The organism is Spartinivicinus ruber, assembly GCF_011009015.1.
In the GTDB taxonomy this organism is placed as follows: domain Bacteria; phylum Pseudomonadota; class Gammaproteobacteria; order Pseudomonadales; family Zooshikellaceae; genus Spartinivicinus; species Spartinivicinus ruber.
On sequence record NZ_CP048878.1, the window covers coordinates 5282162 to 5308659 of the forward strand.

Annotated in this window: 24 protein-coding genes; 9 read left to right on the forward strand and 15 right to left on the reverse strand. The window is 40.5% G+C overall.

Translation table 11 applies throughout. The annotated features are described in order from the left end of the window. Window positions 1–23: 23 nt before the first annotated feature. Genes iolD through G4Y78_RS23975 form a run of 7 tightly spaced genes read right to left on the reverse strand, consistent with a single transcriptional unit; the run spans window position 24 to window position 8746 of the window. A complete protein-coding gene (gene iolD / locus G4Y78_RS23945) occupies window positions 24–1895 on the reverse strand; it encodes a 3D-(3,5/4)-trihydroxycyclohexane-1,2-dione acylhydrolase (decyclizing) (RefSeq protein ID WP_163835402.1) in 1872 nt (623 codons plus the stop codon). Continuing rightward, a complete protein-coding gene (locus tag G4Y78_RS23950; RefSeq protein ID WP_163835403.1) occupies window positions 1892–3826 on the reverse strand; it encodes a bifunctional 5-dehydro-2-deoxygluconokinase/5-dehydro-2-deoxyphosphogluconate aldolase in 1935 nt (644 codons plus the stop codon). The genes iolD and G4Y78_RS23950 overlap by 4 nt, the downstream gene beginning before the upstream one ends. Then, window positions 3816–4631, reverse strand: a complete 816-nt coding sequence (locus G4Y78_RS23955) for a 5-deoxy-glucuronate isomerase (RefSeq protein ID WP_163835404.1) — start codon at window positions 4629–4631, stop codon at window positions 3816–3818. Before G4Y78_RS23955 ends, G4Y78_RS23950 begins: the two co-directional genes overlap by 11 nt. Before the next feature lie 18 nt (window positions 4632–4649). Further along, window positions 4650–5783 (reverse strand): Gfo/Idh/MocA family protein, encoded by a 1134-nt coding sequence (locus tag G4Y78_RS23960; protein WP_163835405.1) that lies wholly within the window; start codon window positions 5781–5783, stop codon window positions 4650–4652. Beyond that, window positions 5780–6661 (reverse strand): ATP-binding cassette domain-containing protein, encoded by an 882-nt coding sequence (locus tag G4Y78_RS23965; RefSeq protein ID WP_163835406.1) that lies wholly within the window; start codon window positions 6659–6661, stop codon window positions 5780–5782. Before G4Y78_RS23965 ends, G4Y78_RS23960 begins: the two co-directional genes overlap by 4 nt. Window positions 6662–6678: 17 nt before the next feature. Beyond that, window positions 6679–7800: an ABC transporter permease gene (locus G4Y78_RS23970; RefSeq protein ID WP_163835407.1), complete on the reverse strand. Its 1122-nt coding sequence runs from the start codon at window positions 7798–7800 to the stop codon at window positions 6679–6681. 19 nt (window positions 7801–7819) lie between these two features. Continuing rightward, window positions 7820–8746: a sugar ABC transporter substrate-binding protein gene (locus tag G4Y78_RS23975; RefSeq protein ID WP_163835408.1), complete on the reverse strand. Its 927-nt coding sequence runs from the start codon at window positions 8744–8746 to the stop codon at window positions 7820–7822. 323 nt (window positions 8747–9069) lie between these two features. Here G4Y78_RS23975 and G4Y78_RS23980 point away from each other — a divergent pair, with 323 nt between their 5' ends. From G4Y78_RS23980 to G4Y78_RS23990, 3 genes are read left to right on the forward strand one after another with little or no spacing between them, the layout of a single operon-like run. Beyond that, window positions 9070–9927 carry a MurR/RpiR family transcriptional regulator gene (locus tag G4Y78_RS23980; RefSeq protein ID WP_329604906.1) on the forward strand — a complete coding sequence of 286 codons (858 nt, stop codon included), beginning with the start codon at window positions 9070–9072 and terminating at the stop codon, window positions 9925–9927. Between the two features lie 22 nt (window positions 9928–9949). Further along, window positions 9950–10939, forward strand: coding sequence for an inositol 2-dehydrogenase (iolG, locus tag G4Y78_RS23985; RefSeq protein WP_163835409.1), 990 nt, complete (start codon window positions 9950–9952; stop codon window positions 10937–10939). A gap of 50 nt (window positions 10940–10989) precedes the next feature. Then, entirely contained in the window at window positions 10990–11454 is a 465-nt protein-coding gene (locus G4Y78_RS23990) for a GNAT family N-acetyltransferase (protein WP_230425642.1), read from the forward strand. A 99-nt stretch (window positions 11455–11553) separates the two neighbouring features. On the opposite strand, the gene G4Y78_RS23995 is transcribed toward G4Y78_RS23990, so the two are convergent. From G4Y78_RS23995 to G4Y78_RS24010, 4 genes are all read right to left on the reverse strand, one after another. Next, the gene (locus tag G4Y78_RS23995; RefSeq protein ID WP_163835411.1) at window positions 11554–12144 is read right to left on the reverse strand and encodes a zinc metalloprotease; all 591 of its coding nucleotides are present in this window, start codon (window positions 12142–12144) and stop codon (window positions 11554–11556) included. A gap of 111 nt (window positions 12145–12255) precedes the next feature. Continuing rightward, the gene (locus tag G4Y78_RS24000) at window positions 12256–12849 is read right to left on the reverse strand and encodes a tetratricopeptide repeat protein (RefSeq protein ID WP_163835412.1); all 594 of its coding nucleotides are present in this window, start codon (window positions 12847–12849) and stop codon (window positions 12256–12258) included. 100 nt (window positions 12850–12949) lie between these two features. After that, window positions 12950–13492: a hypothetical protein gene (locus G4Y78_RS24005; RefSeq protein WP_163835413.1), complete on the reverse strand. Its 543-nt coding sequence runs from the start codon at window positions 13490–13492 to the stop codon at window positions 12950–12952. A gap of 158 nt (window positions 13493–13650) precedes the next feature. Beyond that, a complete protein-coding gene (locus tag G4Y78_RS24010; RefSeq protein WP_163835414.1) occupies window positions 13651–14184 on the reverse strand; it encodes a TerB family tellurite resistance protein in 534 nt (177 codons plus the stop codon). A gap of 259 nt (window positions 14185–14443) precedes the next feature. On the opposite strand from G4Y78_RS24010, the gene G4Y78_RS24015 reads away from it, so the two are divergent. Beyond that, window positions 14444–15052 carry a TetR/AcrR family transcriptional regulator gene (locus G4Y78_RS24015; protein WP_163835415.1) on the forward strand — a complete coding sequence of 203 codons (609 nt, stop codon included), beginning with the start codon at window positions 14444–14446 and terminating at the stop codon, window positions 15050–15052. A gap of 34 nt (window positions 15053–15086) precedes the next feature. Further along, window positions 15087–16991 (forward strand): MFS transporter, encoded by a 1905-nt coding sequence (locus G4Y78_RS24020; protein ID WP_163835416.1) that lies wholly within the window; start codon window positions 15087–15089, stop codon window positions 16989–16991. A gap of 67 nt (window positions 16992–17058) precedes the next feature. Here G4Y78_RS24020 and G4Y78_RS24025 read toward each other — a convergent pair whose 3' ends face one another. After that, complete coding sequence (locus tag G4Y78_RS24025) at window positions 17059–18099, reverse strand: DUF4062 domain-containing protein (RefSeq protein ID WP_163835417.1); 1041 nt, start codon at window positions 18097–18099, stop codon at window positions 17059–17061. A gap of 788 nt (window positions 18100–18887) precedes the next feature. Here G4Y78_RS24025 and G4Y78_RS24030 point away from each other — a divergent pair. Further along, window positions 18888–20372: an alanine/glycine:cation symporter family protein gene (locus tag G4Y78_RS24030; RefSeq protein ID WP_163835418.1), complete on the forward strand. Its 1485-nt coding sequence runs from the start codon at window positions 18888–18890 to the stop codon at window positions 20370–20372. A 68-nt stretch (window positions 20373–20440) separates the two neighbouring features. Here the strand turns inward: G4Y78_RS24030 and G4Y78_RS24035 are convergent, their stop codons facing one another. From G4Y78_RS24035 to pomA, 3 genes are read right to left on the reverse strand one after another with little or no spacing between them, the layout of a single operon-like run. Continuing rightward, complete coding sequence (locus G4Y78_RS24035; RefSeq protein WP_163835419.1) at window positions 20441–21016, reverse strand: PilZ domain-containing protein; 576 nt, start codon at window positions 21014–21016, stop codon at window positions 20441–20443. Window positions 21017–21031: 15 nt separating this feature from the next. Next, window positions 21032–22003, reverse strand: a complete 972-nt coding sequence (gene tssL / locus G4Y78_RS24040) for a type VI secretion system protein TssL, long form (protein WP_163835420.1) — start codon at window positions 22001–22003, stop codon at window positions 21032–21034. 11 nt (window positions 22004–22014) lie between these two features. Continuing rightward, the gene (gene pomA / locus G4Y78_RS24045) at window positions 22015–22773 is read right to left on the reverse strand and encodes a flagellar motor protein PomA (protein WP_163835421.1); all 759 of its coding nucleotides are present in this window, start codon (window positions 22771–22773) and stop codon (window positions 22015–22017) included. A gap of 181 nt (window positions 22774–22954) precedes the next feature. Between pomA and G4Y78_RS24050 the strand changes: the two genes are divergently transcribed. From G4Y78_RS24050 to dxs, 3 genes are all read left to right on the forward strand, one after another. Then, window positions 22955–23191, forward strand: coding sequence for an exodeoxyribonuclease VII small subunit (locus tag G4Y78_RS24050; protein ID WP_163835422.1), 237 nt, complete (start codon window positions 22955–22957; stop codon window positions 23189–23191). A gap of 8 nt (window positions 23192–23199) precedes the next feature. Then, window positions 23200–24102: a polyprenyl synthetase family protein gene (locus tag G4Y78_RS24055; protein WP_230425643.1), complete on the forward strand. Its 903-nt coding sequence runs from the start codon at window positions 23200–23202 to the stop codon at window positions 24100–24102. A 330-nt stretch (window positions 24103–24432) separates the two neighbouring features. Beyond that, window positions 24433–26343: a 1-deoxy-D-xylulose-5-phosphate synthase gene (gene dxs / locus G4Y78_RS24060; RefSeq protein ID WP_163836589.1), complete on the forward strand. Its 1911-nt coding sequence runs from the start codon at window positions 24433–24435 to the stop codon at window positions 26341–26343. The last annotated feature ends 155 nt before the right edge of the window (window positions 26344–26498 follow it).

Sequence of the window (26498 nt, forward strand, 5' to 3'; positions counted from 1 at the left end):
TAATGATTCAATTTATAGAGTATTTAATAGGGTTGTTGCTTCTTTGCTTCTTCATACTTAACCCGCGCTTCTGTGACCTCCTTTCGTTGAGAAATTTCTGGTACAGCAACATCCCACCAAGAGCCACCTTCACTTGTCGTATGCACTGGGTCAGTATTCAAGCTAATTACATAAGTCCTATTGGATTGTTTTGCTCGCTTTAATGCCGCTTCTAATTCCACTATTCCTTGAATATGTTCAGCAAATGCTCCCATGGCCCGTGCATGGGCTGCAAAATCAATCACAGGAGCACCTTCCTCTATAGTTTTGCAATCTGTTAATAAATTATTAAACGGAGCGCCGCCGCAAGCTTGTTGCAAGCGATTAATACAACCGAAACCTCTGTTATCCAATACAACAATAATCAGTTTTTTCCCTAACATAACTGAGGTAGCAATTTCTGAATTAAGCATCATATAACTGCCATCTCCTACCATCACCACCACGTCCCTATCTGGGCAGGCCATTTTTACCCCTAAACCACCGGCAATTTCATAGCCCATACAGGAAAACCCATATTCCACGTGATAGCCTCTTGCATCTCTTGTTTTCCATAACTTGTGTAACTCACCAGGTAAGCCTCCAGCAGCACATACCACTACATCGTTAGGGTCTATAGTTCGGTTTACTGCACCAAGCACTTGTGCATCAGTGGGTAATGCCTCATTAGTAGCTAATGTTTTTTCTTCAACTACTTTATTCCATTCAGCCATATTAGCTTGAGTTGTAGATAGCCAGTCCTTGCTTACTTGATACTTAGCTTCTTTTTCGTGTTTATTTTTTTCCAATAAACAATACAACAATTGTTGTAATGCTAATTTTGCATCAGCAACTAAGGGTAATGCATTATGTTTGATCACATCAAACTGTGCCACATTAATTTGTACCAACTGTTGAGTATCTTTCACCAAAGTGCGTGAGCTGGTGGTAAAGTCTTGTAATCGAGTGCCTACTGCAATGATTAAATCTGCCTGTGCAACCATCACATTAGCTGCCTGACTACCCGTTACCCCAACACTGCCAAGCTGATTTGGATGATTCCAAAGTAAAGCTCCTTTACCTGCCTGCGTTTCAGTTACAGGAATATTTAACTTCTCAGCAAATGACATTAACTCGTTAACTGCTTCCGAATAATGTACCCCTCCGCCAGCGATAATAATTGGTTTTTCTGATTTTTCGATTGCTGCAATCACATCCATCAACTGTCGTTGATCAGGAGGCTGGCGAAATACATGATGAACCTTTGGCTCAAAAAAACGTTCAGGAAAATTATAACTCATTGCCTGCACATCTTGTGGCAATGCTATAGTAACTGGACCACAGTTAGCAGGGTCAGTTAATGTTGCAATAGCCATTGGTAAGCTAGAAATAATTTGTTCTGGCCGGGTAATTCGATCAAAATACCGAGAAACTGGCTTAAAACAATCATTTGCTGTTATAGTCGAGTCTGCAAAATTCTCTATTTGTTGTAACACCGGGTCAGGTATTCGACTAGCAAAAGTATCACCAGGCAAAAATAAAACTGGCAATCGATTAACATGGGCTAATGCTGCTGCCGTCACCATATTAGTCGCCCCAGGGCCAATGGAAGTAGTACAAGCCATCATTCGGCGACGATTATTGGCTTTAGCAAACGCAATAGCTGCATGAGCCATACCTTGCTCATTATGCGCTCTATACGTCGGTAATTGATCTTGAACATGAAATAAAGCTTCTCCTATTCCTGCCACATTTCCATGGCCAAAAATAGCAAACACGCCTTCAAACAACGGCAGTTTATTTCCATCAATGTCAACCAATTGAGCAGCAAGATATTTAACTAAGGCCTGAGCCATAGTTAGCCGAACTGTATTCATCCTACCCTCCGCAAGCATTTGGTGTTTTGACGATTTGTTTGCCATACGGTAATTAACTGTTGGTAGTTATTTGCGACCAGCTCAATTAACTGCTCATCATTAATAATATTTTTTAACCATTGACGAGCTGGATCAGCAAAAATACTTCTGCCAACCGCAAACCCTTTTACGATTGAGTAGTTGGCTGCTGTTTTAAATCCTGCTACTAATTCATCAATAGGTGCATCCAAGCCTAAAATGACCACTCCACGACAATGAGGCGCACGTTGATTAATAATCTGTTGAATTGCTTGCCAGGATGACTCACTTTGTGGTGGTAACTTCCACCAATCAGGATAAACCCCTAAATTATAAAAACGCATTAATGTTCTAGATATAGTGTCATCATCAACTTGTAAATCTTTAGACGGAATAACCTCAAGTAAAAACTCATGGCCACTGGCACAACAATCTTCATATAATGAAATAATTTGTTGCTCTTGTTGATGTCTTATCATTAACTCATCTTCAGGATGATAAAAAACCAAGCATTTAACAATGTGTTCTTTGGGCCAACAGATTAAGCGGCTACCTATACTTGTTTTACCCTCTAAATGTAGCGGACGAGAGCCTGGCAATTCTACTGGGCGACCAACCCACCAACCTTTTCCAGATACTTCATTTAATGCAGACTGACCAAAACTATCATCAATTAATACACCAGGTGTGGTTAATTTTGCTTTATCTGCACCTAGCTTAGTCGCTTCTAATAATAATTTTTTTAATACAATAATTTGACTTTCATCCGTTCCTGTTTCATTCATCATTTCAATAAATTGCTTGCGATGATCAAATGCTAATGCACAGACTTCTTCCCATTTAGCTCGGTATCTAGTTGTCACTCGATGCAAGTAATTTAAATGTTGATCTAAGTCAGGCCTGGGTATATCTGTTGAATTAGCTAAATAATATTTTAGTTCCTCTTTACTAGGAATTGCTGGTGCACAACCGTGTCGAGATACCACTATTGCCCCGCATGCATTAGCTAACTGGCAGCATTCCGTTAAAGACTTATCTCTTAACCAACCACTTAAAAAACCACTCATAAAAGCATCACCAGCACCCAACACATTGAGTACTTCAACTTTTACTCCCTGAACTGTTAAACCATCATCTAAACACTCAGGAATATTTTCTGAAAAAACATTACAGCCTAAAGGGCCTCGTTTAAGCACGAGTACAGCTTCAGTTAAACCGCGTATCGCTTTTAAACACTGAATAGTATCAGTAGAACCACCAGCAATATGGAACTCTTCTTCAGTGCCAACAATTAAATCACAATAGGGTAAAATCTTTTGTAAATGCTGGGTAACGTTTGCTGCTGATACAAAGCGATTTTCCCCTTCGCCCAAACCGGTTAACCCCCATAACACTGGACGATAGTCAATATCTAAAATGACTTTTGTCTTGCTTTCTCTCGCCCACTTCATGGCTTGTAAACTGGTTTTAAATGTATGCTCAGTAGAAAAATGAGTACCCGTAATTAATAATGATTTACTGGAGGCAATAAAATTTTGATCAAAATCTTCAACACTGACTGCCATGTCAGCACAATCGTTGCGATAAAAAATTAACGGAAAAGTATCTTGATCTTTAATTCCTAATAGTACCAATCCGGTTAGTCGTTCGTTATCAGCTTTAACATGTGTAACATCAACTCCAGCCCGGCTAAGCTCTTCTTTCACAAAGCGGCCCATATGCTCATTGCCCACTCGGGTTAACATAGCTGATTTCAGTCCCAACCGAGCCGTACCATAAGCAATATTGCCAGACGAGCCACCTAAATATTTTGCAAAAGAAGACTCATCTTCCAATCGACAGCCTATCTGCTGACCATATAAATCAACTGCAGCACGACCAAGACAAATAACATCCAAGTTCTTAGTATTCATTACCCTTCAACTCCTCTGGAAACCAAATCTCTGCATCTGGGCTTTGGGTCCAGGTATGTTCTGGCGTAAATTCCGGTACGGTATAAGGATTATCAGGCAAATGACGTATAACCCAGGAATACCACATACCATAACCAGGTGCAGCTGTTTGCGGGTGGTCGTTACCATCAAAAATTTTCACCGTATCAAACTGCTTTATTTTAAATATGTCTTCACCATGCTCTGCATGCCCATATCCTTGAGGGTGAGTAAACCGATAATGGTAAATTTCAGGCTGAGGATGATGGTGGGGTGGATAACTTGACCAACGCCCAGGCATAGTTACTACTTCACCTAGTACTAACTCAGCATTGGGATCAGCATTATTAAGATCAAAAATCGTTCTGACAAAACGTAAACATGCACCGCCTACTTGACCTTTGCCACGATGCTCATTAGTTACATCAGTATAAATCTTATAATTAAATTTTTTTCTATTAGGTACCTGATAGACAGTAAACTCAGTATCAACATGACAATTAAACTTAACTGTCGTTTGTGCAGAAACATGTAAGCATTTTGGTGATTCATCAAATAACGACTGTCTGGTTAAAGTATAATTTTTTCCTGCTACTTCAACTGTTACTTCCCCCTTCATTAATAACCAAGCAGTCTCAACATCGGTTGTAGTACTATAAATTTCATCAGTAGAAAGTTTATGCACTGTCAGTGCGATACCCGTATTATCTTCAGCTTCATCATAACGGGTAATTTCAGTTATCCCCAAAGGAAAACCTTCTCGATATTGGTTAATATGAATTGTCATAACAGTAAACTTCCTTCATTATTCTATTTCACTGATCTTAATCCAACGACCTTCTTTATAAGACAGTTCCGCTGCATCTAATACCTTATTCACTTCATAAGCAGCACGAAAGTCTGGCCACATAGGTTTATCTGTGCAAATACCTTCAACTAAATCACGTACTTCAACAATTTTTTGGTCGTTATACCCCAGACCATGCCCAGAGGCGACACAAAACGCAGCATAATCAGGATGTTCCGGACCAACTAAAATGGTACGAAATCCTTGGCGATTGGTTGGATCATTATTAGTATAAAGTTTTAATTCACTCAATCGTTCCTGATCAAATACAATCGATCCTTTAGTACCGGTGACTTCATAAGTCAGTCCCATTTTTCGGCCGCAGGCAATTCGGCTAGACTCTATCGTACCAATAGCACCACTAGTAAAACGCACCAGCATATGCGCCTGATCTTCATTTTCTACCTTGGCATATTTTTCTTTGTTATCAGGAAGAGGTCGTTCTTTAATAACAGTTTGTAAATCAGCCATCACTTCGACAATATCACTTACTAAATACTGGGCCATATTAATAATATGTGACCCCATATCACCTAAGGTGCCAGAACCTGCCAGCTCTCGCTTTAATCGCCAACTAAAAAGTGTTTTGGGGTCAGCTAGATAATCTTCGTTATGGGTGCCTCGAAAATGGACAACCTCCCCTATTTCACCATTCATAATTATTTCTTTTGCTAACTGTGCAACGGGGTTCTTTATATAGTTAAAACCGACTAGTGTTTTAACCCCAGCTCGCTCGGCTGCTTCGGTCATTTCTTTTGCATCAGCGGAATTAAGTGCCAAAGGTTTTTCTAAATAAACATGTTTACCCGCAGCTATGGCTGCCAGAGCCATTTCTTTATGTAGATAGTTTGGCGAGCAAATATCAACGACATCTATATCTGGATCACGTACTAAAGCTCGCCAATCTCCAGTTGCCCGGTTAAAACCAAGTTCTTTCGCTTTTTGCTCAGCTAGTGCCTGGCTTACCTCTGCTAGCATTTCACACTCAATAGTTGCAGATAAGGAAAACACAGCAGGACAGGCTTTAAATGCAATATTATGGGCTTTGCCCATGTAGCCAGTTCCAATGAGGCCAATTCGTAACTTTTTCATACTTGAGTAGCTAATGAGGTATTTTTATTTTCTGCTGGGTTATCTTGTTTACTAACAGCATTCGTTAATTGTTCTTTTTCTTGAGAGGCATCAATACGCGCAAATTCTTCTAACTCTGCTGCTAAATTTTCCATTTCATCACCACCAGCCATCATAGCTAAAACATCTTCACGATTGACTTCTGTTTTAAGAAATGTACCAAAACTGGTACCACGTTTTAATATGGTAAAGGCATCACCCACTGGATAAGCATGATGGACATTGTGGGTAATAAAAATAACGGCTAAACCTCGTGACTTTGCTTGGGCAATATAACGTAAAACAACTGATGCCTGCTTAACGCCTAAGGCTGAAGTCGGTTCATCTAAAATTAAAACTTTAGCACCAAAATAAACCGCTCTGGCAATTGCCACACACTGACGCTCACCTCCGGATAATGTACCGACTGGCTGGGACGGGTCACGTACATCAATACCAATTTTAGCCATTTCATCTTTGGCTACTTTATTCGCAAACTGCCAATCAATGCACCGAAAAATCCCTCTACCAATAGTTGGCTCACGCCCCATGAAAAAATTACGGGTAATACTCATTAACGGCACCATGGCTAAATCCTGAAATACGGTTGCTATACCATGATCAAGTGCATCTGCTGGTGAGTTAAAATTAACCGCCTGCCCTTCGACTAACATTTGTCCTTTAGTGGGTTTATGTACCCCTGAGAGTGTTTTGATTAAGGTTGACTTTCCAGCACCGTTATCTCCCAACAAACACATCACTTCACCCGAAGCTACTGCTAATGAGATATCTTGCAGAGCAATTACACTACCAAAATATTTATGAACATTTTTTAATTCAATTAAAGGTTTATTATTCATATTTAAAGCCCTTACCTTTAATGAGATTCTGTCGCTTTTTTACGAACATAGTTATTAAACATCACGGCAAGTAGCATCATTACTCCCATAAACACTTTAAACCAGTCAGTATTCACACCGGTATAGAAAATCCCCATTTGTACTGTACCAAAAATTAAGGCACCGAATACCGCACCAATGGCCGAACCATAACCACCGGTTAATAAGGCGCCACCAATAACCACCGCAATGATTGCCTCAAACTCTTTTAGCAGCCCTCTATTGGTATCAGCCGAACCTGCATCCAACACTTGCAAACAAGCAAAAACCGTAGCTGCCAATGCAGTAAAAATAAATAATGTAATTTTTACTTTATTAACCGGTACACCCACATTTCTTGCCGCGTTGGCATCGCCACCACAAGCAAATATCCAGTTACCAAATCGGGTCATCAATAATACCCAGGTAGCAAGTGCAGCAATAACCATCCACCAGATAATTGAAACGGGAATACCCGTTACCATCGGCTGACCTGCAAAGTTAGTTTCAAGCCAGCCTATTTTAGCTAACCAGGAAAATAAACTGGTACCTACCTCTCCATGAAATAATGATGCTAACCAATCGTTCTCTGCAGCCTCCTTTAAGCCACCCACTTGAGTTCTGCCAGTAATAAGACGTGTGAAACCTATAGCCAAACCACGCAGGATAAATAAAAAAGCAAGTGTCACAATAAAGGAAGGCAGTTTTGTTCTCACAACTAGATAGCCATTGAGATAGCCAATTCCAACTGCACCAATAAAGGCTATTATAATAGCCATCCACATGGGTAAACCCCATACTGATACAGGAATGGCTACCACTAACCCCGAAAAAGCAATCATAGAGCCAATGGATAAATCAAATTCTCCTGCAATCATTAATAATGCCGCAGCGACAGCAATAATACCTAACTGAGCAGAAACTTCTAAAAAGTTAATGGTACCACTAGCACTGAACATTCCACTGTCGCCAGCAAAAATACCAAAAAAGCCAAATACTAATAAAGCCCCTGCTACAGCACCTAGCTCTGGGCGATGCATTGCTTTACGAATTATACTTTGATTTCGCAGCCGCTCATCTTTTGCAATATCTACGGCAGATGCAGTTGTTGTTGAGTTCATACTGAAAAAATCATCCTAACTATCGAATACCTTTTTTACTTAACTCTACAACCTGATTGGCATTTTCTTTAGTAACAAAACCAGGTCCTGTTTGCACCTCACCATTAGGTAATACGCCATATTTTGAATACTGAGCAAGGAAAATAACTGGCAAATATCCCTGTAAATATTGCTGCTGATCAATGGCAAAATCCATGCTACCTTTTTTAATGGCTTTTAAAATTGCGGGGGATAAATCAAAAGAACCTATTTTAACTTTTCCTGCAGCGCCTGCTTGTTCAATCGCTGCAATTGTTGGATCTGCACCGATAGGACCTAAAGTCAAAATGCCATCTATATTTCTATTTTTATTTAAATAAGCTAATAGTGCATTTCGTATTTCGGTAGGGTCAGTGCTAACCGCCAAAATCGCCGCTTTGCCTTTCATTCCCTCAACAAAACCATCACATCGCTGGTCCAAGCCTGCATTACCCTGCTCATGATTAATGCACAAACCGTTTTTCACACCTGCCTGGCGCATTCTTTCGCCAGCCCCTTTACCAGCTAGATATTCACTTTGCCCCACATGAAGTTTAACGCCTAGCTGTTTATAGGCATCAGCACCAGAATTCATTGAAATAACAGGTATACCATTATTGACGGCTTTTTTTATTGAGTCAGATAAAGCGTCTTTATCTGGAATAGACACCACTAACCCATTCGGTTTAGTAGCAATGGCAGCATCTATAATTTGCGCCATTTTTACCATATCAAATGTGTCGGGGGCTCGGTATTCAACTTTGACTTGTGCTTCTTTCGCCGCTTCATCCACTCCATTTTTCACCACCGACCAAAAAGGGTCTTGGGGTTGGCCATGGCTAACAACAACTACACGGGAAGTGTCAGCTGTTAACATTCCACAATAGGTGCTTATAGCCGTTACTGCAGCAATAACTAGTTTTTTCATTACTCAAAGCTCCTTATTATAATAATTATGCCCTTCGCTAACGGTTTTTAGCGTTTGCCCTCTAAAAAGCGTCGCTTTGGGTTAAAACAGGTCAGTTTTTATTTTTCGCCACTTGTATTCTTTTTATTAGTTTACTTTTTTCAGAAATAGCAGTGATACTCAGCCATCTTCTGTATGTGTCCTTACTGTTATATTGAAATATTTATTTCATTTCCACTATATTTTAAAATTTTTTTGTTATAACAATCAAAAATAAAATGTTCGTTTCATTTTTAAAGGGTTTGCGCTATAAATGAAACATTACTATAACAAGGTTTCCATGCATGATGATCACACCGCCAGAGAGCCTGGCAGAACTTGAGTCTGCCATAACTACCAAGCACATTTCGCTGAGTAAACGGCTACAGCAGGTCGCCCAATTTGTGATAGATCACCCAAAAAATATTGCGTTTGGCACTGTGGCTGCTATCGCACAAGAAGCCAATGTTCCTCCCTCTACATTAGTGAGATTCGCTAATGCTTTTGGCTTCCAAGGCTTTAGTGATATGCAACGGCTATTTCGTGCAAAGCTGGTTGAAGACACGCCCAGTTACAACGCACGCATTCGCCTGGCTAAGGAACAACTGAACCAGTCAAGCCCAACGTCACCTATTCAGTTACTTAACGAGTTTGCATCAGCCAATATGATTGCTATGGATCAGCTCAAAGCTGAAGCGGATGCTGACAAACTGGATTTAGCTGTTAATATTCTTGAAAAAGCAAATATCATTCATATTGTTGGCTTCCGTCGTTCTTTTGTGGTGGCCTCCTACTTTGCTTACGCTTTGCGTCATGTTGAAAAAAGCGCATTTTTAGTTGATGGCGTGGGCGGTATGTTTAGAGAACAAGCCAGTGTAATTCAACCTCAAGACACAATGGTCGCTATCAGTTTTAAGCCTTATTCGGAAGAAACTCAAGAAACCATAAAAGCAAAACCAGACGAAGTGCCTTTAATTGTAATTACTGATAGTCAGCTCAGCCCATTGGTACAACAAGCAACAGTGAGCTTTGTAGTAAAAGAAGCAGAGGTACGTTCGTTTCGTTCACTGACTTCATCGTTATGTATTGCACAAGCGCTTTCTATTGGACTGGCATATAAACAAGAAGAACAACAAACAACGAAAAATATAATCAAAAAATAAAATAATATTAGGAAAACAAGTAATGATTAACTTATGTTTATTTGGGGCTGGCAGAATTGGTGCCATCCATGCGGCAAATGTATCGCAGCACCCTGATGTGCAAATTAAATTTGTTGTGGACGTTAACCAAACGGCAGCAGAACAATTTGCAAAACAATATGGTGCTACTGTTACAGATGCTAATACAGCCTTAGCTGATACGACAGTTACAGGGGTGATTATTGCCAGCTCAACTGATACTCATGCTGATTTAATGATTCGCTCAGCACGTGCAGGTAAAACTATATTTTGTGAAAAACCCATTGACTTAAATATCGAACGGGTTAAAGAATGCCTGAAAGTCATTGATGATTTCCAAGTAGCCTGTGCTTTAGGATTTAACCGACGCTTTGATCCACAGTTCAATCAACTCCATTACCAATTACAACAAGGTAAAATTGGTGAACTACAAATGGTATCTATCACCAGTCGTGATCCTTCTCCCCCCCCTGCTCATATTTTACCAGCAACTGGCGGTTTATTTCGCGACATGATGATTCACGATTTGGATATGGCCCGTTGGCTGTTAGATGAAGAGCCTGTAGAAGTGTTTGCCAGCGCCAGTTGTTTAATTGACCCAGCAATTGGTGAATTAGGTGATGTTGATACCGCCATGGTAGTTTTAAAAACTGCCTCTGGAAAACTTTGTCAAATCAGTAATAGCCGTCAAGCAGTGTATGGTTATGATCAACGTATCGAAGTATTTGGCAGTAAAGGTATGTTGCAAGCCAATAATAATACCGCTACTAATTTATCCTTTAGTGGTGAACAAGGTGTTATTACAGAAAAACCCCTGCATTTTTTCTTAGAACGATATGCCGATGCCTATAAAGCAGAATTGGATAACTTTATTGAAACTATCCGTGGCACTACTAATCCCCTAGCTAATCAGCAAGATGGTTTAAAAGCACTCATGTTAGCGGATGCTGCGTTGGAGTCAGCAACAACAGGGAAGCGGATCACTATAAATTAAATACACTCATGAAATTTAGATTATTAACAGAGTTCGACAGTACAAATTTATTGGCTTTTGAAATTAAAAATAAACAATGGTTTGAGTCTCATATCAACCCCAGAGAACCCGGCTTTTATTCTAACTTTGGTATTCAAAAACACATTAAAGACCTTCTTAATGAATACAGTATACAACGTTCGTTACCCATGCTGATCATTAATGAAGAAGAAGAGATTGTTGGGCGTGTTAATTTAACCAAGATTGACAGCGACAAAAAAAACGCATATTTAGGCTATCGTGTTGGGGAAAAATTTACCCGTTGTGGAGCCGCTAAATTTGCTGTTGGACAAATCATTTATCATGCTATTCAAATGAATATAAAAACATTAATTGCATTAGTATCTACAGAGAATAAAGCATCCCTGAAAGTATTAGGGTATCATTGCTTTAAGGAGATAAAAATTCACAAGGATTATGCGGAGGTGAATGATGTTAGTATAGATTGTATTGAATATCAATATAAAATTTCTTGATAAGGTCAGAAACCTTCGGGGTCAAGTCTTGCTTTACCACTCAGAATTCCAAGTTAATAGGGGGGGCATTAATAGATTCGACAGAATATGAGTATTAACTTACTTTATCTGTGCTTTGTTTATTGCATTCTTGACAATTTTTTCTGGAGACAAAACTTGAGCCTCTATGGTCTTTCTTACATCTCTATAAATTTTAAATTTTTGTACTAACAAGGGAAACAATCGCCAGCATGAGCCACCATCTAACCACTTACTAGGAGACAAATTTAGTATTGCAATCATTGCATTCAAATACCCTAGGATAATTAAAGGGGTATTACAATACCATTCTAACTGTTCACCAAACAAACTATACAGTATAATACAAGGAATAAATACTAATGACTGAGCTACAACTCCACCCCATGAAACAATACATGACTCAAATTCTGTACCAATCTCATACTCACAAATTCCATGCAGTAAGTGCAAGTCTATTTTTATAGTCTGTAAGTTAAGCCTTGATGCAAAATACATGTGCCCAAGTTCATGTAGCAGCATAATACCCCAAAATGAAAAACCACCCAAAATAACCGAAAAATCAGAAATACCAGCAGCCAATATTACAAGCAAAGTAATACAAAGGGACCAATGCATGTTTATTGGCACACCATTTAATGTTAATATTTTTATATACTTAATATTTTTCATCAAACATTAGTCTTAAAAATTAAATTTAAGATAAACCTTCAAAGTCACTAAATTTTATTTAGATACTAACTATTCATTAATAAAAATTTTTCATCTAGCGATTTTGATAGGCTATTTTTCTGGGGCTTTAATCTGCTTAGCGTAGGGGTCGAATGTTGTATCATCATATACTAAAGCCAACGCTCTATATTTATCTCTTTTCTCGATATTTTTTTCAAAGCGAAACTGTCCTTCATCATAAAAACCAGCAATAGTCATACAAGCATTTGCTGATCCCCTCTCTGATGCTTCCATCAGCAACTGAATACCCTCATTAAATGATTTTGGAAACGATCCATTTCCCCAGATTAACTCACAAGCATATATCCACATACAATGTGGATCACCTTCCTCTGCTAGTTTTTTAAATATTAGCGATGCTTTGTACTTATCCTCTTTGATCCCATACTCACCTAAGTCATAAAACACACCAACTTGATATCTTGCTTTAGGGTCACCTAACTTAGCAGCTCTGAACATACCTTCAACAAACAAGCGCTCACATTCCTCTTCAGGTATGTCCGAGTCGAAAAACGATGCATTAATACGAATAGCTTCAGGTATATTGCGCTCTAATAATGGAGGTAATAGTTTTTTTAGGCCTTCTATATCACCAGCTTCGAAAACCTTTTCAACTTCTATAATATCTAGTTGGTCCTGATTCATGTTAATTGCCTTTTTATGCTCCTGACTCATCGCCAAAGATAGGTTCACTATTTTTTAGTTTAAATGATAATTCAGTTGTAGACTGGTTATTGGATTTCAATTAGTATTGATTGGTGGCCAAAAATGCATAAATCACATTATTTTCTACTCTAAAATTAATTCTATATAAGTCTGGACTCATTCTACCTAATCCTTCACCCTCTATAGACCACATCCATTCTTTGTAAGGAAACCGAGAGGATTCAGAACTCAAGCATTTAATCACCCTCCTATTCGTATTCACTTCAACCCCAAGCTTTTTGCAATATCCCCCATGCTGCCCCCAAAATGTCATAGGCATAAGAAATTGCTGTTCCCAGGTAGGTACCCAATAAAGATGAAATTCTTTTTCATCTCCTCTTACAATAATCAAAGCATCTCCTGGCTCCCAGCTACTTCCTCTGCCATACTCAATTTTTTTGCTTGATCTTATATGAATGGTTTTTATAGAGTTTTCCTCCATTTCACTAATATCAAATCCCTTTGCATACTCAGGCAAGTGAGATGGAGGGTTAAGCGAAATTATAAATGGACTCATCGCAAAGCCGATTCCAATTATTGCGACCAATAATGTAGCTGTTGAGAGGATTTTTCTTCGATCCATGTTAATATTTGAAGCTAGCCTTTTACTATTTCGAGCAGCTCATTTGATGCTTTGATATATACTTAGCTGTATTTAATAACTTATTTTTCAATAACTACAGTTCTATGCTAAGTGGAAAGGCATTGAGGCTTCCTTGCAATGCCTCACCTTAATATATTTTACCACTGTTTTGAGTTGCTTTTATTCATGCTGAGTAATCGATTAATATTTTTCAGCAGTTCTTCTTGAGGCTGACTAAAACCTCCTTCAAAATTGCCAACTTCATTTAACATATCCAGGAGAGAGCTTTTATGGCGATTTTCATATAATGAAATAGTCGGGCCAAGAATATGCTTTACCTCAGCAGAAACATTTAAAGCGTCTTTAAGCAAATGTGATGAAGAAGCATAAAGGTGAATAGCCTCTTTTTCTGAAACCTTAAACTCTGAAGAAAACAACGCAATAACTTTCTGTTTGAGTTCCTGCGTTACCATGCCATTCAATTCAGCCATAGCAACAACAAGTACTGCAGCTGCTTCCATGGGATTACTAATTGAATGAAGGGCTTTAGTACCGATCCTCTTTTCCCAATTCCGTCTTCTTACCCAGTAGAATGGATTAAATGAATTGAGGTCAACGCCTGAGTTCTGGAGTCTATACAATGCCCAAACAAGACCCGCAACAGCAGTTAAAAAACCAATAATAATGTGCATTTACTACATACTTCCTTAACGATAACTCTTTGTTTGCTTATCACTGATACGCAGGAACAGCAAAAAGCGAACATATTTTAAACAAGTTACATTTTTATTACAAACTAAAACCGTTTTAATCGTTCAAGCTTCTACCCTCAACCTTATCCAAGCTATTTTTGAGCCTTATCCTGGTTTTAAATCAAAGCTTGCCTCCCCAACCAAAATAAACTACTCTAATTGAACACTGTTCAATTAGAGTAGTTTACGCAACTGTAATATGGCTAGACGACACGAACACACCCAAGAGCAAATCCGGGAAATGGCTTTAAGTGCAATAGAGCAGCTGCTTAGTGAGCTGCCAGCAGAGAAGCTTTCGGTACGGAAGATTGCCAGTATTATCAATTACACGCCTGGTACGCTTTACACTCTGTTTCAGCACCAGAATGATATGCTGCTGCAGGTTAATGGCCGTACCCTGGACCGGCTATATCAACAGCTAACCAGTCATCAGGCGAAGCCAAACCTTTCACCTGAACAAGCAACCAATGCACTGGCTAAACAATACTTACAGTTTGCTACTACCGAGCCTAATCACTGGGCTTTAGTTTTTAATCATAAAATGCCTGAAGGTGAGTTGGTACCGGAATGGCACCAACAAAAGATCAATCGGCTATTTAAGCTGGTCGAGGAGCAGTTAATTCAGCTCTGTCCAAATAAGTCAGCAGAGGATATTTCGCTAACTGCTCGTACCCTATGGGGTAGCGTTCATGGCATTACCAGCCTTGCATTAGGCGATAAGTTGTTTATCAGTAATACAACAAGTGCTGAATACATGCTAGAACAATTAGTACATCACTTTTTAACAGGGCTTGTACAAACTAACTAAAGGTCGTACTTTAAAGCGTAAAGGAGTAGTAACCATGCACCCTAATGAGGAAAAAAGCCAGTTTGGCTTATTGAAAAGGCGCCGCTTTCTGCCTTTTTTTCTTACTCAGTTTTTTGGCGCATTTAATGACAATATTTTTAAAAATGCATTAGTGTTTTTGGTCACTTATAATATTACTCAGTTTGGTGGCGAGGTAGCTGCCATTTCTGAAGATATTCTGATAAACGCAGCAGTTGGTCTGTTTATTCTACCCTTTTTTTTATTTTCTGCTTTAGCAGGTCAAATTGCCGACAAATATGAAAAATCGCAAATTATTCGGCGAGTTAAAATACTTGAAATAGGCATAATGCTAACTGCTGCTGTTGCCTTTTACCTAAACAGTCTATGGCTACTGTTATTTATTTTATTTTTAATGGGTACTCAATCAGCTTTTTTTGGCCCAGTCAAATATGCCATTATTCCTCAACATTTATATGAAGATGAATTAGTGGGTGGTAATGCCTTTGTTGAAATGGGTACGTTTCTCGCCATTTTATTTGGCACCATTGCTGGAGGTTTATTGGCAAGCTTAGAAACGGCATCCACCTGGATTTCTATCTCAGTGATTGTATTCGCAGTGATCGGTTATATCTGTAGTCGCAAAATTCCTGAAGCTCCTGCCAGCGCCCCTTCCCTTAAAATTAGCTTAAATCCTATTACAGAAGCTTGGCGAATAATCAAGCAAGCTAAAAAATCTCATTCAGTATTTTTATCCATTATGGCTATCAGCTGGTTTTGGTTTTTAGGGGCAGCTTATCTAACCCAGTTGCCAAATTTCACTGAAGAGGTTTTACGAGGTGCCGAAGGAGTCGTAACCTGTTTATTAGCCTCTTTTTCTATTGGCATTGGCTTAGGCTCCATGTCGTGCGAAAGGTTATCAGGCCATAAAATAGAAATTGGTATTGTTCCCATTGGCAGTATTGGCTTGACCATTTTTGGCATTGACCTGTTCTTTGCCACTCAACCTAGTAACTCAGCAGAACTATTAAGTTTTACAGAATTCTTTCAAACCGGCAGCAACTATCGTGTATTAATTGATATGGCACTAATTGGCTTTTTTGGCGGGCTATTTATTGTGCCCTTATATGCCCTTATTCAACACAGAACGCCAGAGGAATATCGTGCCCAAGTTATAGCCGCCAATAATATAATCAACTCGCTGTTTATGGTGGTCAGTGCTCTGAGTGGTATTTTGTTTATTGGAGTTGCAGGTTTAACCATCACGCAATTTTTTCTGGTACTGGCTTTACTGAATGCCGTTGTTGCTCTTTATGTTTATTCAACCGTACCAGAATTTACCATGCGTTTTTTAATTTATCTACTTACTCACACTATGTACCGGGTGCGTAGTGAAAATATCACAAAAATCCCTGATGAAGGTCCAGGCGTAATTGTCTGCAATCATGTCAGTTATGTAGATGCTTTATTACTAGCTGGGGTTTGTCATCGTCCAGTACGGTTTGTAATGTATAAACCTATCTACGATTTACCCGTACTTAATTTTATTTTCCGGGTTGCTAAGGCAATTCCCATTACCTCTCGTCATCAAAATCCTGATGTCTTTAATGCTGCATTTGAACGCATTTCAGAAGCACTTAAACAAGGGGAGCTAGTCTGTATATTCCCTGAAGGGAAACTCACCAAAGATGGGGAAATTAATGAGTTTAAAAAAGGCATTGAAAAGATTATCGAGCGAGACCCAGTGCCAGTAGTCCCTATGGCATTGCGTGGCTTGTGGGGTAGTTTCTTTAGCCACAAAGGGGGTCATGCTTTAACAACCTTGCCCAAGCGTTTCTGGTCCAAGGTATCAGTAGTAATAGGAGACTCAATCCAGCCAGAAGCCGTCTCCGCAGAAAAGCTACAAGACATCGTGCTTTCATTAAGAGGTGAACACCTCTAAGCCACTATTTGTAATTTACTATGGCGAATTTAACTTTGGGCTGCCAGCTTAATTAACAGCTACAGCCTTAGGATTTAATGGCTTCTGCCATTGAAAGGTCTTGCAACGCCTTACGACCAATCGGTGTTAGCTGCCAAACCGAACGACTTCGACTTGAGCGCAAGGTATCCTTTCGAATTAACCCCATTCGCCGCAAGTGTAAACGAATCATTCGTAATGAAGTATCAGTAAACTGAAAGTCATTAATTGCGTGCACTTCCTGATTTTGTTCGTAAATCGTACTGGCAAAGCGCTCTTCTAAAAAATGCGCTAGCGATTGTTTAATCCTATCTTCCGAAGCACTTTGCTGCATATGGCTAACAAATGCCGTAAAGATATCCTGCCAAAGCAATGATGCTTTCTCTGTTATCAGCTTACAATTGCCTTGAATATAAATATTGCAGATGTAAGTCAGCTCAACAGATTGCTTCAATAAGGCCACTGAGCGGTTTTGCTGCAACATTTCTGGGTAATTCAACGCATTTTTTACTTCTTGCAGCTCAGTCAACTGTTCAGAAAAGTTCAGATTACCAGACTGCTCATTCATGCCAGGCAGTGTATTAGCTCTAACCCAACCAACAGCCTGATACTTCTCCATAAATTGCGGCAAGTACTGACGTAGTGACATGATTAAGCTATCAGTAGTATCCCATGGTAAATGTTCGTGTTTTTGCAAAGATTCACGAAATACCCTAAAACGAGCAACACCATCAGCGGTACGCTCTTTTTTAGTGGGAGCCAGTGGATACCGAGGGTCACGAATAAAGCAGAGTATGGGCTTCTTTAGGGTATTAGCGTAAGTATATTCCCGGTGCAAAAAGCTGATTCCACTTTGCGTTAATGTGCCATAGCGCCCAGAAAGCATTAACACGACATAATCACTTTCATCAATTTGCTGTCGCACTTTTGGCCAGCAGTCATCGCTTTCGTTATCAAACCCAGGGATAAATTCAGGCCCAACAGGTATACAACCTAACCCAAGCAATGCAAGAAACACTTGCTGACGTTCTTCTACCAAGTCACGATAGGTAGAGCTGACAAAAACTTGAAACCGTTTAGACGTTGACATCCTCTATATTGACCTGAATGAGTGAGAGGTAGAGCTTTACTTAACCTTAAAGCCTATTCAACAATTATAGCGATAAAGGTCATACTTCTAGTAGCGTTCTTTGCTATTTTCAGTATTCATGCCTTTCCTTGGGCCAACTAAGGAGCATACACACGCCCCTAAACAATTAGCACATCCAATAGCCAAGCGCTAAAAAACCCGTATTAGTAACCCATTGTAGTGACACCAGCTTGCCAATATTTGTTCTACCCTATAATTATTCAAGGTGTTTCAAATTTACAACTTGCAATCCTGAATACTTTTCTAAGCTACAATCACTTTCTCATATCGCCCAAAACTTTTGATACCTGATGAAATAGCCGAGTAGAAATTTTTGGCTCACTAATAGCAGCTCTTGGTTTTACTTGATACCTGTAAAATTTAAGAAGCAAATAGGCAGTTTTACTCCTCATACAGATCACATTTCAAACATTTACAAAAAAAATGTCACCCCAATAAAACACCTGTTAGACACAATACAAATGTAGTCTGACAGTCTTATGAAAGCCCTTAAAATAAGCCAATAAATTTTTATATTTCAATAGCTTAACCTCATTTTCGGACGCTGTCTTGTTGTTTTAAATTACACCGCACACGCCCTATTGATCACATTACCCAGATTCTGTCACTACGTATAAGTACTATTTCAAAAGCGATTTTCCACCATTATGCTTCGCCTCCTTGTGTATGTCTTATCGGCAATGTCACTATGCATCGCCAACTCAAGTAGTACAACAAAGGTATGCAGTATGAGTACAACTGAAAAAGTGACCAGCCTTCAAGCTTTGGAGCAGGTTCTTAGTAGCTATGTAGATGCCGGTAACGGCCTTATTTGGGGGAACCTCCTGATTTGGCTACTATTAGCTGCCGGACTTTATTTCACAGTTTTTTCAGGCTTTATTCAAATCAGACGGTTTGGCTATTCAGCAAAAGCTCTGTTTAGCAGTCGCCAAAGTAGTGATGGCAACATTTCCTCGTTCCAAGCATTTTGTACCAGTTTAGCCGCTAGAGTGGGTACAGGTAACCTAGCTGGCGTAGCAACGGCTATCTATGCTGGTGGGCCGGGCGCTATTTTCTGGATGTGGGTGATTGCTGTGCTGGGGATGGCTACCAGCTTTATCGAGTGTACCCTCGCACAGGTTTACAAAACTGATAGTGGTGATGGCACCTTCCGAGGCGGCCCTGCATATTACATTCAAAAAGGTTTAGGCCAGCGCTGGTTAGGTATTGTCTTTGCCATTAGCTTAATTATTGCGTTTGGCTTAGTGTTCAATGCCGTCCAGTCAAATACTATTTCTGCCGCTATGCAGTCAGCTTTCAATGCTGATGGTATCAAGAATTTTGATTACTACATTGGCTTCGCGATTATCATTATTGCTTCTATTGTAATCTTTGGTGGCATTCGCTCAATTGCTCGTTTTGCTGAATACTGCGTGCCTTTCATGGCACTGCTCTATTTGCTAGTTGCAGTAGCCGTCATCTTCATGAATATTGACAAACTACCTGGCGTATTTTCCACCATCTTTGAGCATGCCTTTAGAATGGAAAGTGCTGCAGGTGGTGCTGCAGGCTGGATGATCAAAGAAGCCTTTATGAACGGTTTGAAGCGCGGCTTATTCTCTAACGAAGCTGGTATGGGTAGTGCGCCAAACGCTGCTGCTGTAGCTAGTCCAAATCCTCCTCACCCTGCGACTCAAGGTATTGTGTCAATGATGGGGGTATTTATGGATACTATCGTTATTTGTACTGCGACAGCCTCTATCGTTTTACTATCAGACCAACTAGTTCCAGGCAGCGGCTTAACCAGTTCTGACCTTACTCAGGCTGCACTGACAGAACATGTTGGTAGTTGGGGTAGCTATTTCATTGCCTTTGCTATCTTGCTATTCGCATTTACTTCTATCATCGCCAACTATTACTACGGCGAAACTAACTTGATGTTTATCAAGGAGAGTAAAGCGCTGTTGCTAGCTTACCGTTTGGTAGTTTTAGGTATGATTTTGTTTGGCTCAGTAGCAAAAGTTAGCCTGGTCTGGAATATGGCAGACTTATCAATGGGTGTGATGGCCATTATCAACATTATCGCCATTTTACTGTTGTCCAAGATTGCCTTCTCAGTACTGAAAGACTTTGATGAGCAAATTAAAGCTAACAAAAAACCAGTATTTGATCGGAAGAAATTCCCATTCTTGGACCGCACTATGGATCCAAATGTGTGGAATAAAAAAGACTAGCTAAGTAAACAAACTGTCTTTCAAAAAAGCCTCAATAGTATCTGCTGTTGAGGCTTTTTTTATGGTGGTCACTTAAGGTGTTTTTTCTGCTTTAACAGATACCCTTGCTGTTTGACCACATACTGAATTAACAACTCCTGGGTATCATGGTCAATATCATGAAAATCAATGCGCACCAAATAACGCTCAGGTATTTCTGTATCTTCTTCACTTTCGCTGCAGCTAATCACTTTCGCTAGAGCCACTATGGGTTCATCCTGCTGCTTTAATGTAATTTCCAAGTACAACAGCTGATTACTCTGCAATGGCTGTATAACATGGAAAGCCATACCACAAGCGCTGATATTCACATCCATAGATTTAATCAAGTCAGACAATGTAGCATCTTCAACGATTAACTCTACTAAACCATTCATTTTGGCATTTAATAACCAGGCTACCTCAGCCGCTTCTACTGAAATAGCTTTTAGCTTCTCAATAGCCTTTGAAATTTTTTGCTCTAGTCCAGGACATGCTACTCCTTGAGAGTCGGGTATCGGCGCTACGCCATTTTCTTTAAAGTGTTGCCACTCTTGTTCAGTAACAACCTTAAAGCGAAGGCCCACTTTGTCATCAATTCGAAAAAAACGGCGGCGCTCTTCCATCACTCACTATCTCATTTAAAAAATCTCATCAGGGGTTAAGAAGAAGTCAGGCTCTTTTTCCTGAAGTTTTTCAAATAACTCTTTATCCTCTGCTTTAAGTTCTTCTATACCCTCTTTCAGTTCTTGATCAGTGCTTTGTTGAATTACAATCTCTACCCGGCGATTCTTCGCCCGATTATTGGGCGTGTCGTTATTCACCAAAGGACGAGTATCGGCTAAACCTTTAATTTGAAAACGACTCTGATCCATTCGCGTATCAGCCATCAACTCATGAGCTACTGAAACTGCTCGAGCTGAGGCAAGTGACCAATTTGAGGGAAACTCTTCTGTATCAATAGGAATAGAGTCGGTATGACCTTCCACCGAAATATTGCCTTTATGGCCAGACAATACATCTGCTATTTTGGCCATCACAGGAATAAAGTCAGGTTGTAACTCAGCAGAGCCAGAGGGAAAAGAGCCCTTTTCCTGAACCCGAATAACGATTTTTCTGCCTTTGGTTTCAACTTCAACATTCCCTTTGTCAATTTCTTCCCGAAGAGAATTTGCCAGTTTCATGGCTTCTTGATCTAACTCTTCTTGCAGTTGCTGCATAATTTCAATTAGCTCTTGAAACTTCTCATTTTGTACCCCTTCTGATGCCTCAAACTGTTCAAGACTGGTTTCCAAATCTTGCTTGGTTACTTCTGTCGTTTGTTGTTGAATTGTATTTAATGGGGTAGGCTCTGGACGTCCTGGACTAAACTCCTGCTGAATTACACTGGTTCCTTTGGGTATATCTTTTTGTTTAATGATATTTTGCACACCAAATGCACTTGCCATAGACCCGGCAATTTGCTTGTATTTTTTTACATCCATTTCAGAAAAAGAAAGCAGCAAGACAAAAAAGCACATCAATAATGACATTAAGTCAGCAAAGGTCATTACCCAGCCTGGTATTCCGGCTGGGCATGGGGGGCATTCACACTCATCGTTATTATCAGCCATCGCTTGCCCCTTTAATCTTCTTCAGGGCCACGCCCACCCTCTGGCAGATAGGTCTTCAACATGGTTTGAATAACCCGTGGGTTTTGTCCTTCTTGAATAGCTAATAACGCGTCAATAATTAAAGACTTACTGAGTGCTTCTTCATCTCGTCGAATTGATAATTTGTCAGCGATTGGCAGGGCAAACATAGTGGCCAACATAGCCCCATACAAGGTAGTAAGAAGTGCTACCGCCATGGCAGGTCCAATTGATTTTGGGTCTGCCATGTTGGATAGCATCTGTACCAAACCAACCAAGGTACCAATCATCCCCATCGCTGGACCTACATCACCTAAGGCACTGAAAATTTTGGAGCCTAGCTCATGCCTCGCCACCGCTAGTCGCATATCCTTGGAAAGCACAGCTTTAACCACTTCCGGATCATGGCCGTCGACCAGCATTTGAATACCTTTTTGTAAAAAGTCATGATCGACTTTTTTATCTTCCAGCGCTAAAAGTCCACCTTTGCGAGCCGTTTCTGCCAATTCAATAATTTGCTCCATCAATGCATTTAAGTCGACAGAGTTAAATTTAAAAGTCTTACCCATTACTCCAAAAGCACTTAGGAACTGCTTCAAGGTGAACTTCATTAATACTGTAAAAATGCTGCCCACAATAACGATTAACAGTGATGGCACATTGATAAACACCATCACTGAACCACCTAACACCATCGCAGCTAAAACAATACCAAATGCGCCAAGCAATCCTACCAGTGTCGCAAGATCCACCGGTGCGCTCCTTTTCCTTATCTATGAAATTGAAATTTTGTAGAGATTCCCCAGTTTCAAAGTATAGGCCGCATTCAATAAATAAGTAGCATTTAACAGGCCGTTAACCATGGAGCCCCATTGACCGGCAAGGCGGGGTTCGGTACTGTTGCCAACCATCAGACTAGGGAGCAGACCATCAATGGCCAGAAAAAAAACGGCAATTTCATTTGAAGAGTCACTAACAGAGTTAGAGAAGCTTGTTGAACAGCTAGAGTCTGGGGAGCTTCCTCTAGAAGATGCATTACAAGCTTTTGAACAAGGCATTAAGCTAACCCGGGATTGCCAACAAGCATTAGCTAAAGCTGAGCAAAAGGTAAATCTGCTACTGGAAAAGAATGGTCTACAGAATATCGAACCATTTGAGACAGAAGAGTAGTAGCCACTATGATGTCGCAGTATCAGCAGCTTACCAATTTTCAACAGCGCACCAATCAGCTACTGGGCCACTTGTTAGCCGAGCACCCTAATACAGCACCCTATTTAACCAAAGCAATTAATTATAGCCTGAATCAAGGTGGTAAGCGTCTCCGGCCCTTATTAACGTTTGCAACTTGTGTAGGGTTAGGCGGCAATCTAGCTGATGCAGATCCGGCTGCTGTTGCTATTGAGTGCATCCATACCTACTCATTAATTCATGATGACCTCCCAGCCATGGATGATGATGCGCTAAGACGCGGTCAGCCAACCTGCCACATTGCCTTTGATGAGGCTACCGCTATTCTAGCAGGTGATGCATTGCAAACTTTGGCATTTGAGGCTATAGCGACTGATGAATGGTTTCCAAACTGTAAACTGCCACCACCTACTAAACTCAAGCAAATTCAAGTATTAGCGACAGCCTCGGGGATGAATGGCATGGTCGCAGGACAATCCATTGACCTTTGCTCAGTTGGCAAACAGCTGACCCTAAATGAGCTTGAAACAATGCATCAATGCAAAACAGGAGCTTTGATAAAAGCAAGTGTTCAACTAGGTGTTCTAGCCAGTGGACAAGTTGAGCAACATATCTGGCAGCAGTTGAATCAGTTTGCTGATGCTGTTGGACTCGCTTTTCAAATTCAGGATGATATTCTGGATATCGAGTCAGATACTGAAACCTTGGGTAAAATGCAAGGTGCCGATATTGCTAATGACAAACCCACGTATCCAGCCATAATGGGCTTAGCTCAAGCCAAACAAAAAGCTCAACAACTGACTGAAAATGCATTGGCAATACTAGCCCCACTAGGGGAAGCGTCTGATCCCCTTAAACAACTGGCACTACTGATTACTCAAAGGAATCATTAGTGAAACACTCGCTCAAATAAGTAATCAGAGTTATTACTAAATGCCTTTCTGGTGTAATGTTTTGGCATTGATTGCAGTTATTATTAGGGCCAGTTAACACTATGCAAAAGCGAAAGGCGTGGGCTCACTGTGTTACCTATAAAATTTCTGTGGACTGGTGAAGTATTCGAGTTCCAACCAACCTTGTTGAAATGGTCAAAAATTCATAGATCAGGTAAAATGACCAGCTTTGGGTCACAGGGTGCTTAGTCACTGAGGCTTGAAGCACTTGTCAGCATTACCTGCTTAAAGCCTGAGCTCATCACCATTTTAGAATGAGTTTGCATGTCAATGTTTAATGAGATTCCTCTAACAAAACCAGCTACACCACTTCTGAATCAGGTGGATTTGCCAGAACATTTACGCAAACTATCTGAACAACAGCTCCCTCAACTTGTAAAGGAACTAAGAGAATACCTGCTTTTTTGTGTTGGCCAGACAGGCGGACACTTCGGTGCTGGCTTGGGTGTAATTGAACTCACCATCGCACTCCATTACATTTTTAACACACCTTACGATCGTCTGGTTTGGGATGTAGGCCATCAGGCCTATCCACACAAGTTACTGACAGGTCGACGTAAGCTGATGGATACACTCCGCCAGAAAGATGGCTTGGCAGGCTTCCCTAAAAGATCAGAAAGCCCCTACGATACCTTTGGTGTAGGGCACTCCAGCACCTCTATTAGTGCAGCTTTAGGGATGGCTATTGCCTCAAAACTACAGGGTGAAGACCGTAAATCCATTGCAGTGATTGGTGATGGAGCCATAACGGCAGGTATGGCCTTTGAGGCGCTAAATCATGCCTCAGATGTCAATGCCAATATGTTGGTTATCCTCAATGATAATGACATGTCCATTTCCAATAATGTAGGTGGGCTCTCCAACTACTTCGCCAAAGTCTTGTCCAGCAAGATGTATCACTCCATGCGTGAAGGCAGCAAAAAGGTGTTGAGTAATATTCCTAAAGCTTGGGAGCTAGCACGGCGTACAGAAGAGCATGTGAAAGGGATGGTAGTTCCAGGCACTTTGTTTGAGGAGCTTGGCTTTAACTATATAGGCCCTATCGATGGCCATGATTTGGACACATTGCTTCACACCTTAAGTAACATCAAAGATTTGAAAGGCCCTCAGTTTTTACATGTAGTTACCCGTAAAGGGAAGGGATTTAATCCTGCGGAAGAAGACCCTATTGGCTATCACGCCATTACTAAGTTAGAGCCTGAACCACCAATCAAACCTATCACGCCAAAAGCTAAGAAGCCCAAGTTTTCCAATATATTTGGCAGCTGGCTTTGTGATATGGCAGCAGCAGATGACAAACTAATTGGTATTACTCCAGCGATGAAAGAGGGTTCAGACCTGATTAAGTTTGCTGAGCAATACCCTGAACGCTATTTTGACGTAGCCATTGCTGAACAACATGCTGTCACTCTAGCAGCAGGCATGGCCTGTGAGGGGCTTAAGCCAGTAGTCGCCATTTATTCAACCTTTTTACAAAGAGCCTATGATCAACTGGTTCATGATGTAGCCGTACAAAACCTTGATGTGCTGTTTGCTATTGACCGTGCCGGATTGGTTGGTGAAGATGGCCCAACTCATGCTGGCTGCTACGATATCTCATTTCTTCGCTGTATTCCTGAAATGGTGATTATGACCCCTTCAGATGAAAACGAAACCCGACTCATGCTGTCTACTGGCTACCGACACCAAGGACCTGCAGCAGTTCGTTATCCTCGCGGCACAGGCATTGGTGCAGTCATTCAGCCCGGCCTGGAAACCTTACCTATTGGAAAAGGTGAAGTAGTCAAGCAAGGCCATGATGTGGCTATTCTGGCGTTCGGCACCTTACTGGAAAATGCAACTCAGGCTGCTACTGAATTAAACGCAACTGTCGCCAATATGCGTTTCGCCAAGCCCCTTGATGTGGAATTAATGAAACAACTGGCAACTAGCCATTCATTATTAGTCACTATTGAAGATGGCGCCGTGATAGGTGGCGCAGGTTCAGGAGTTAATGAACTACTACACCAGCTAGATATCAACATACCCGTCATTAACCTGGGCATTCCTGATCAGTTTATTGAGCAAGCCAAACGCAGCGAACAATTAGTTGCTTGTGGCTTAGATGCAGCGAGCATTATTGCTACGGTAAAAGCTCACCAGGCCAACGAGCCAACCCAAGCTCAACCATCTCTCGCTTAATCATCTGGGTAAACCGACCAAAAAAGCCAGCAAATTGCTGGCTTTTTTCATTCTATGAGACATGCACTAAATGCTTTTTATTCCAAGACGCGCATGAATTTTTGCAACACAGTCAAGCCAAATAGAGTGGGAACAACGGTGGAGCTTATTTCGTG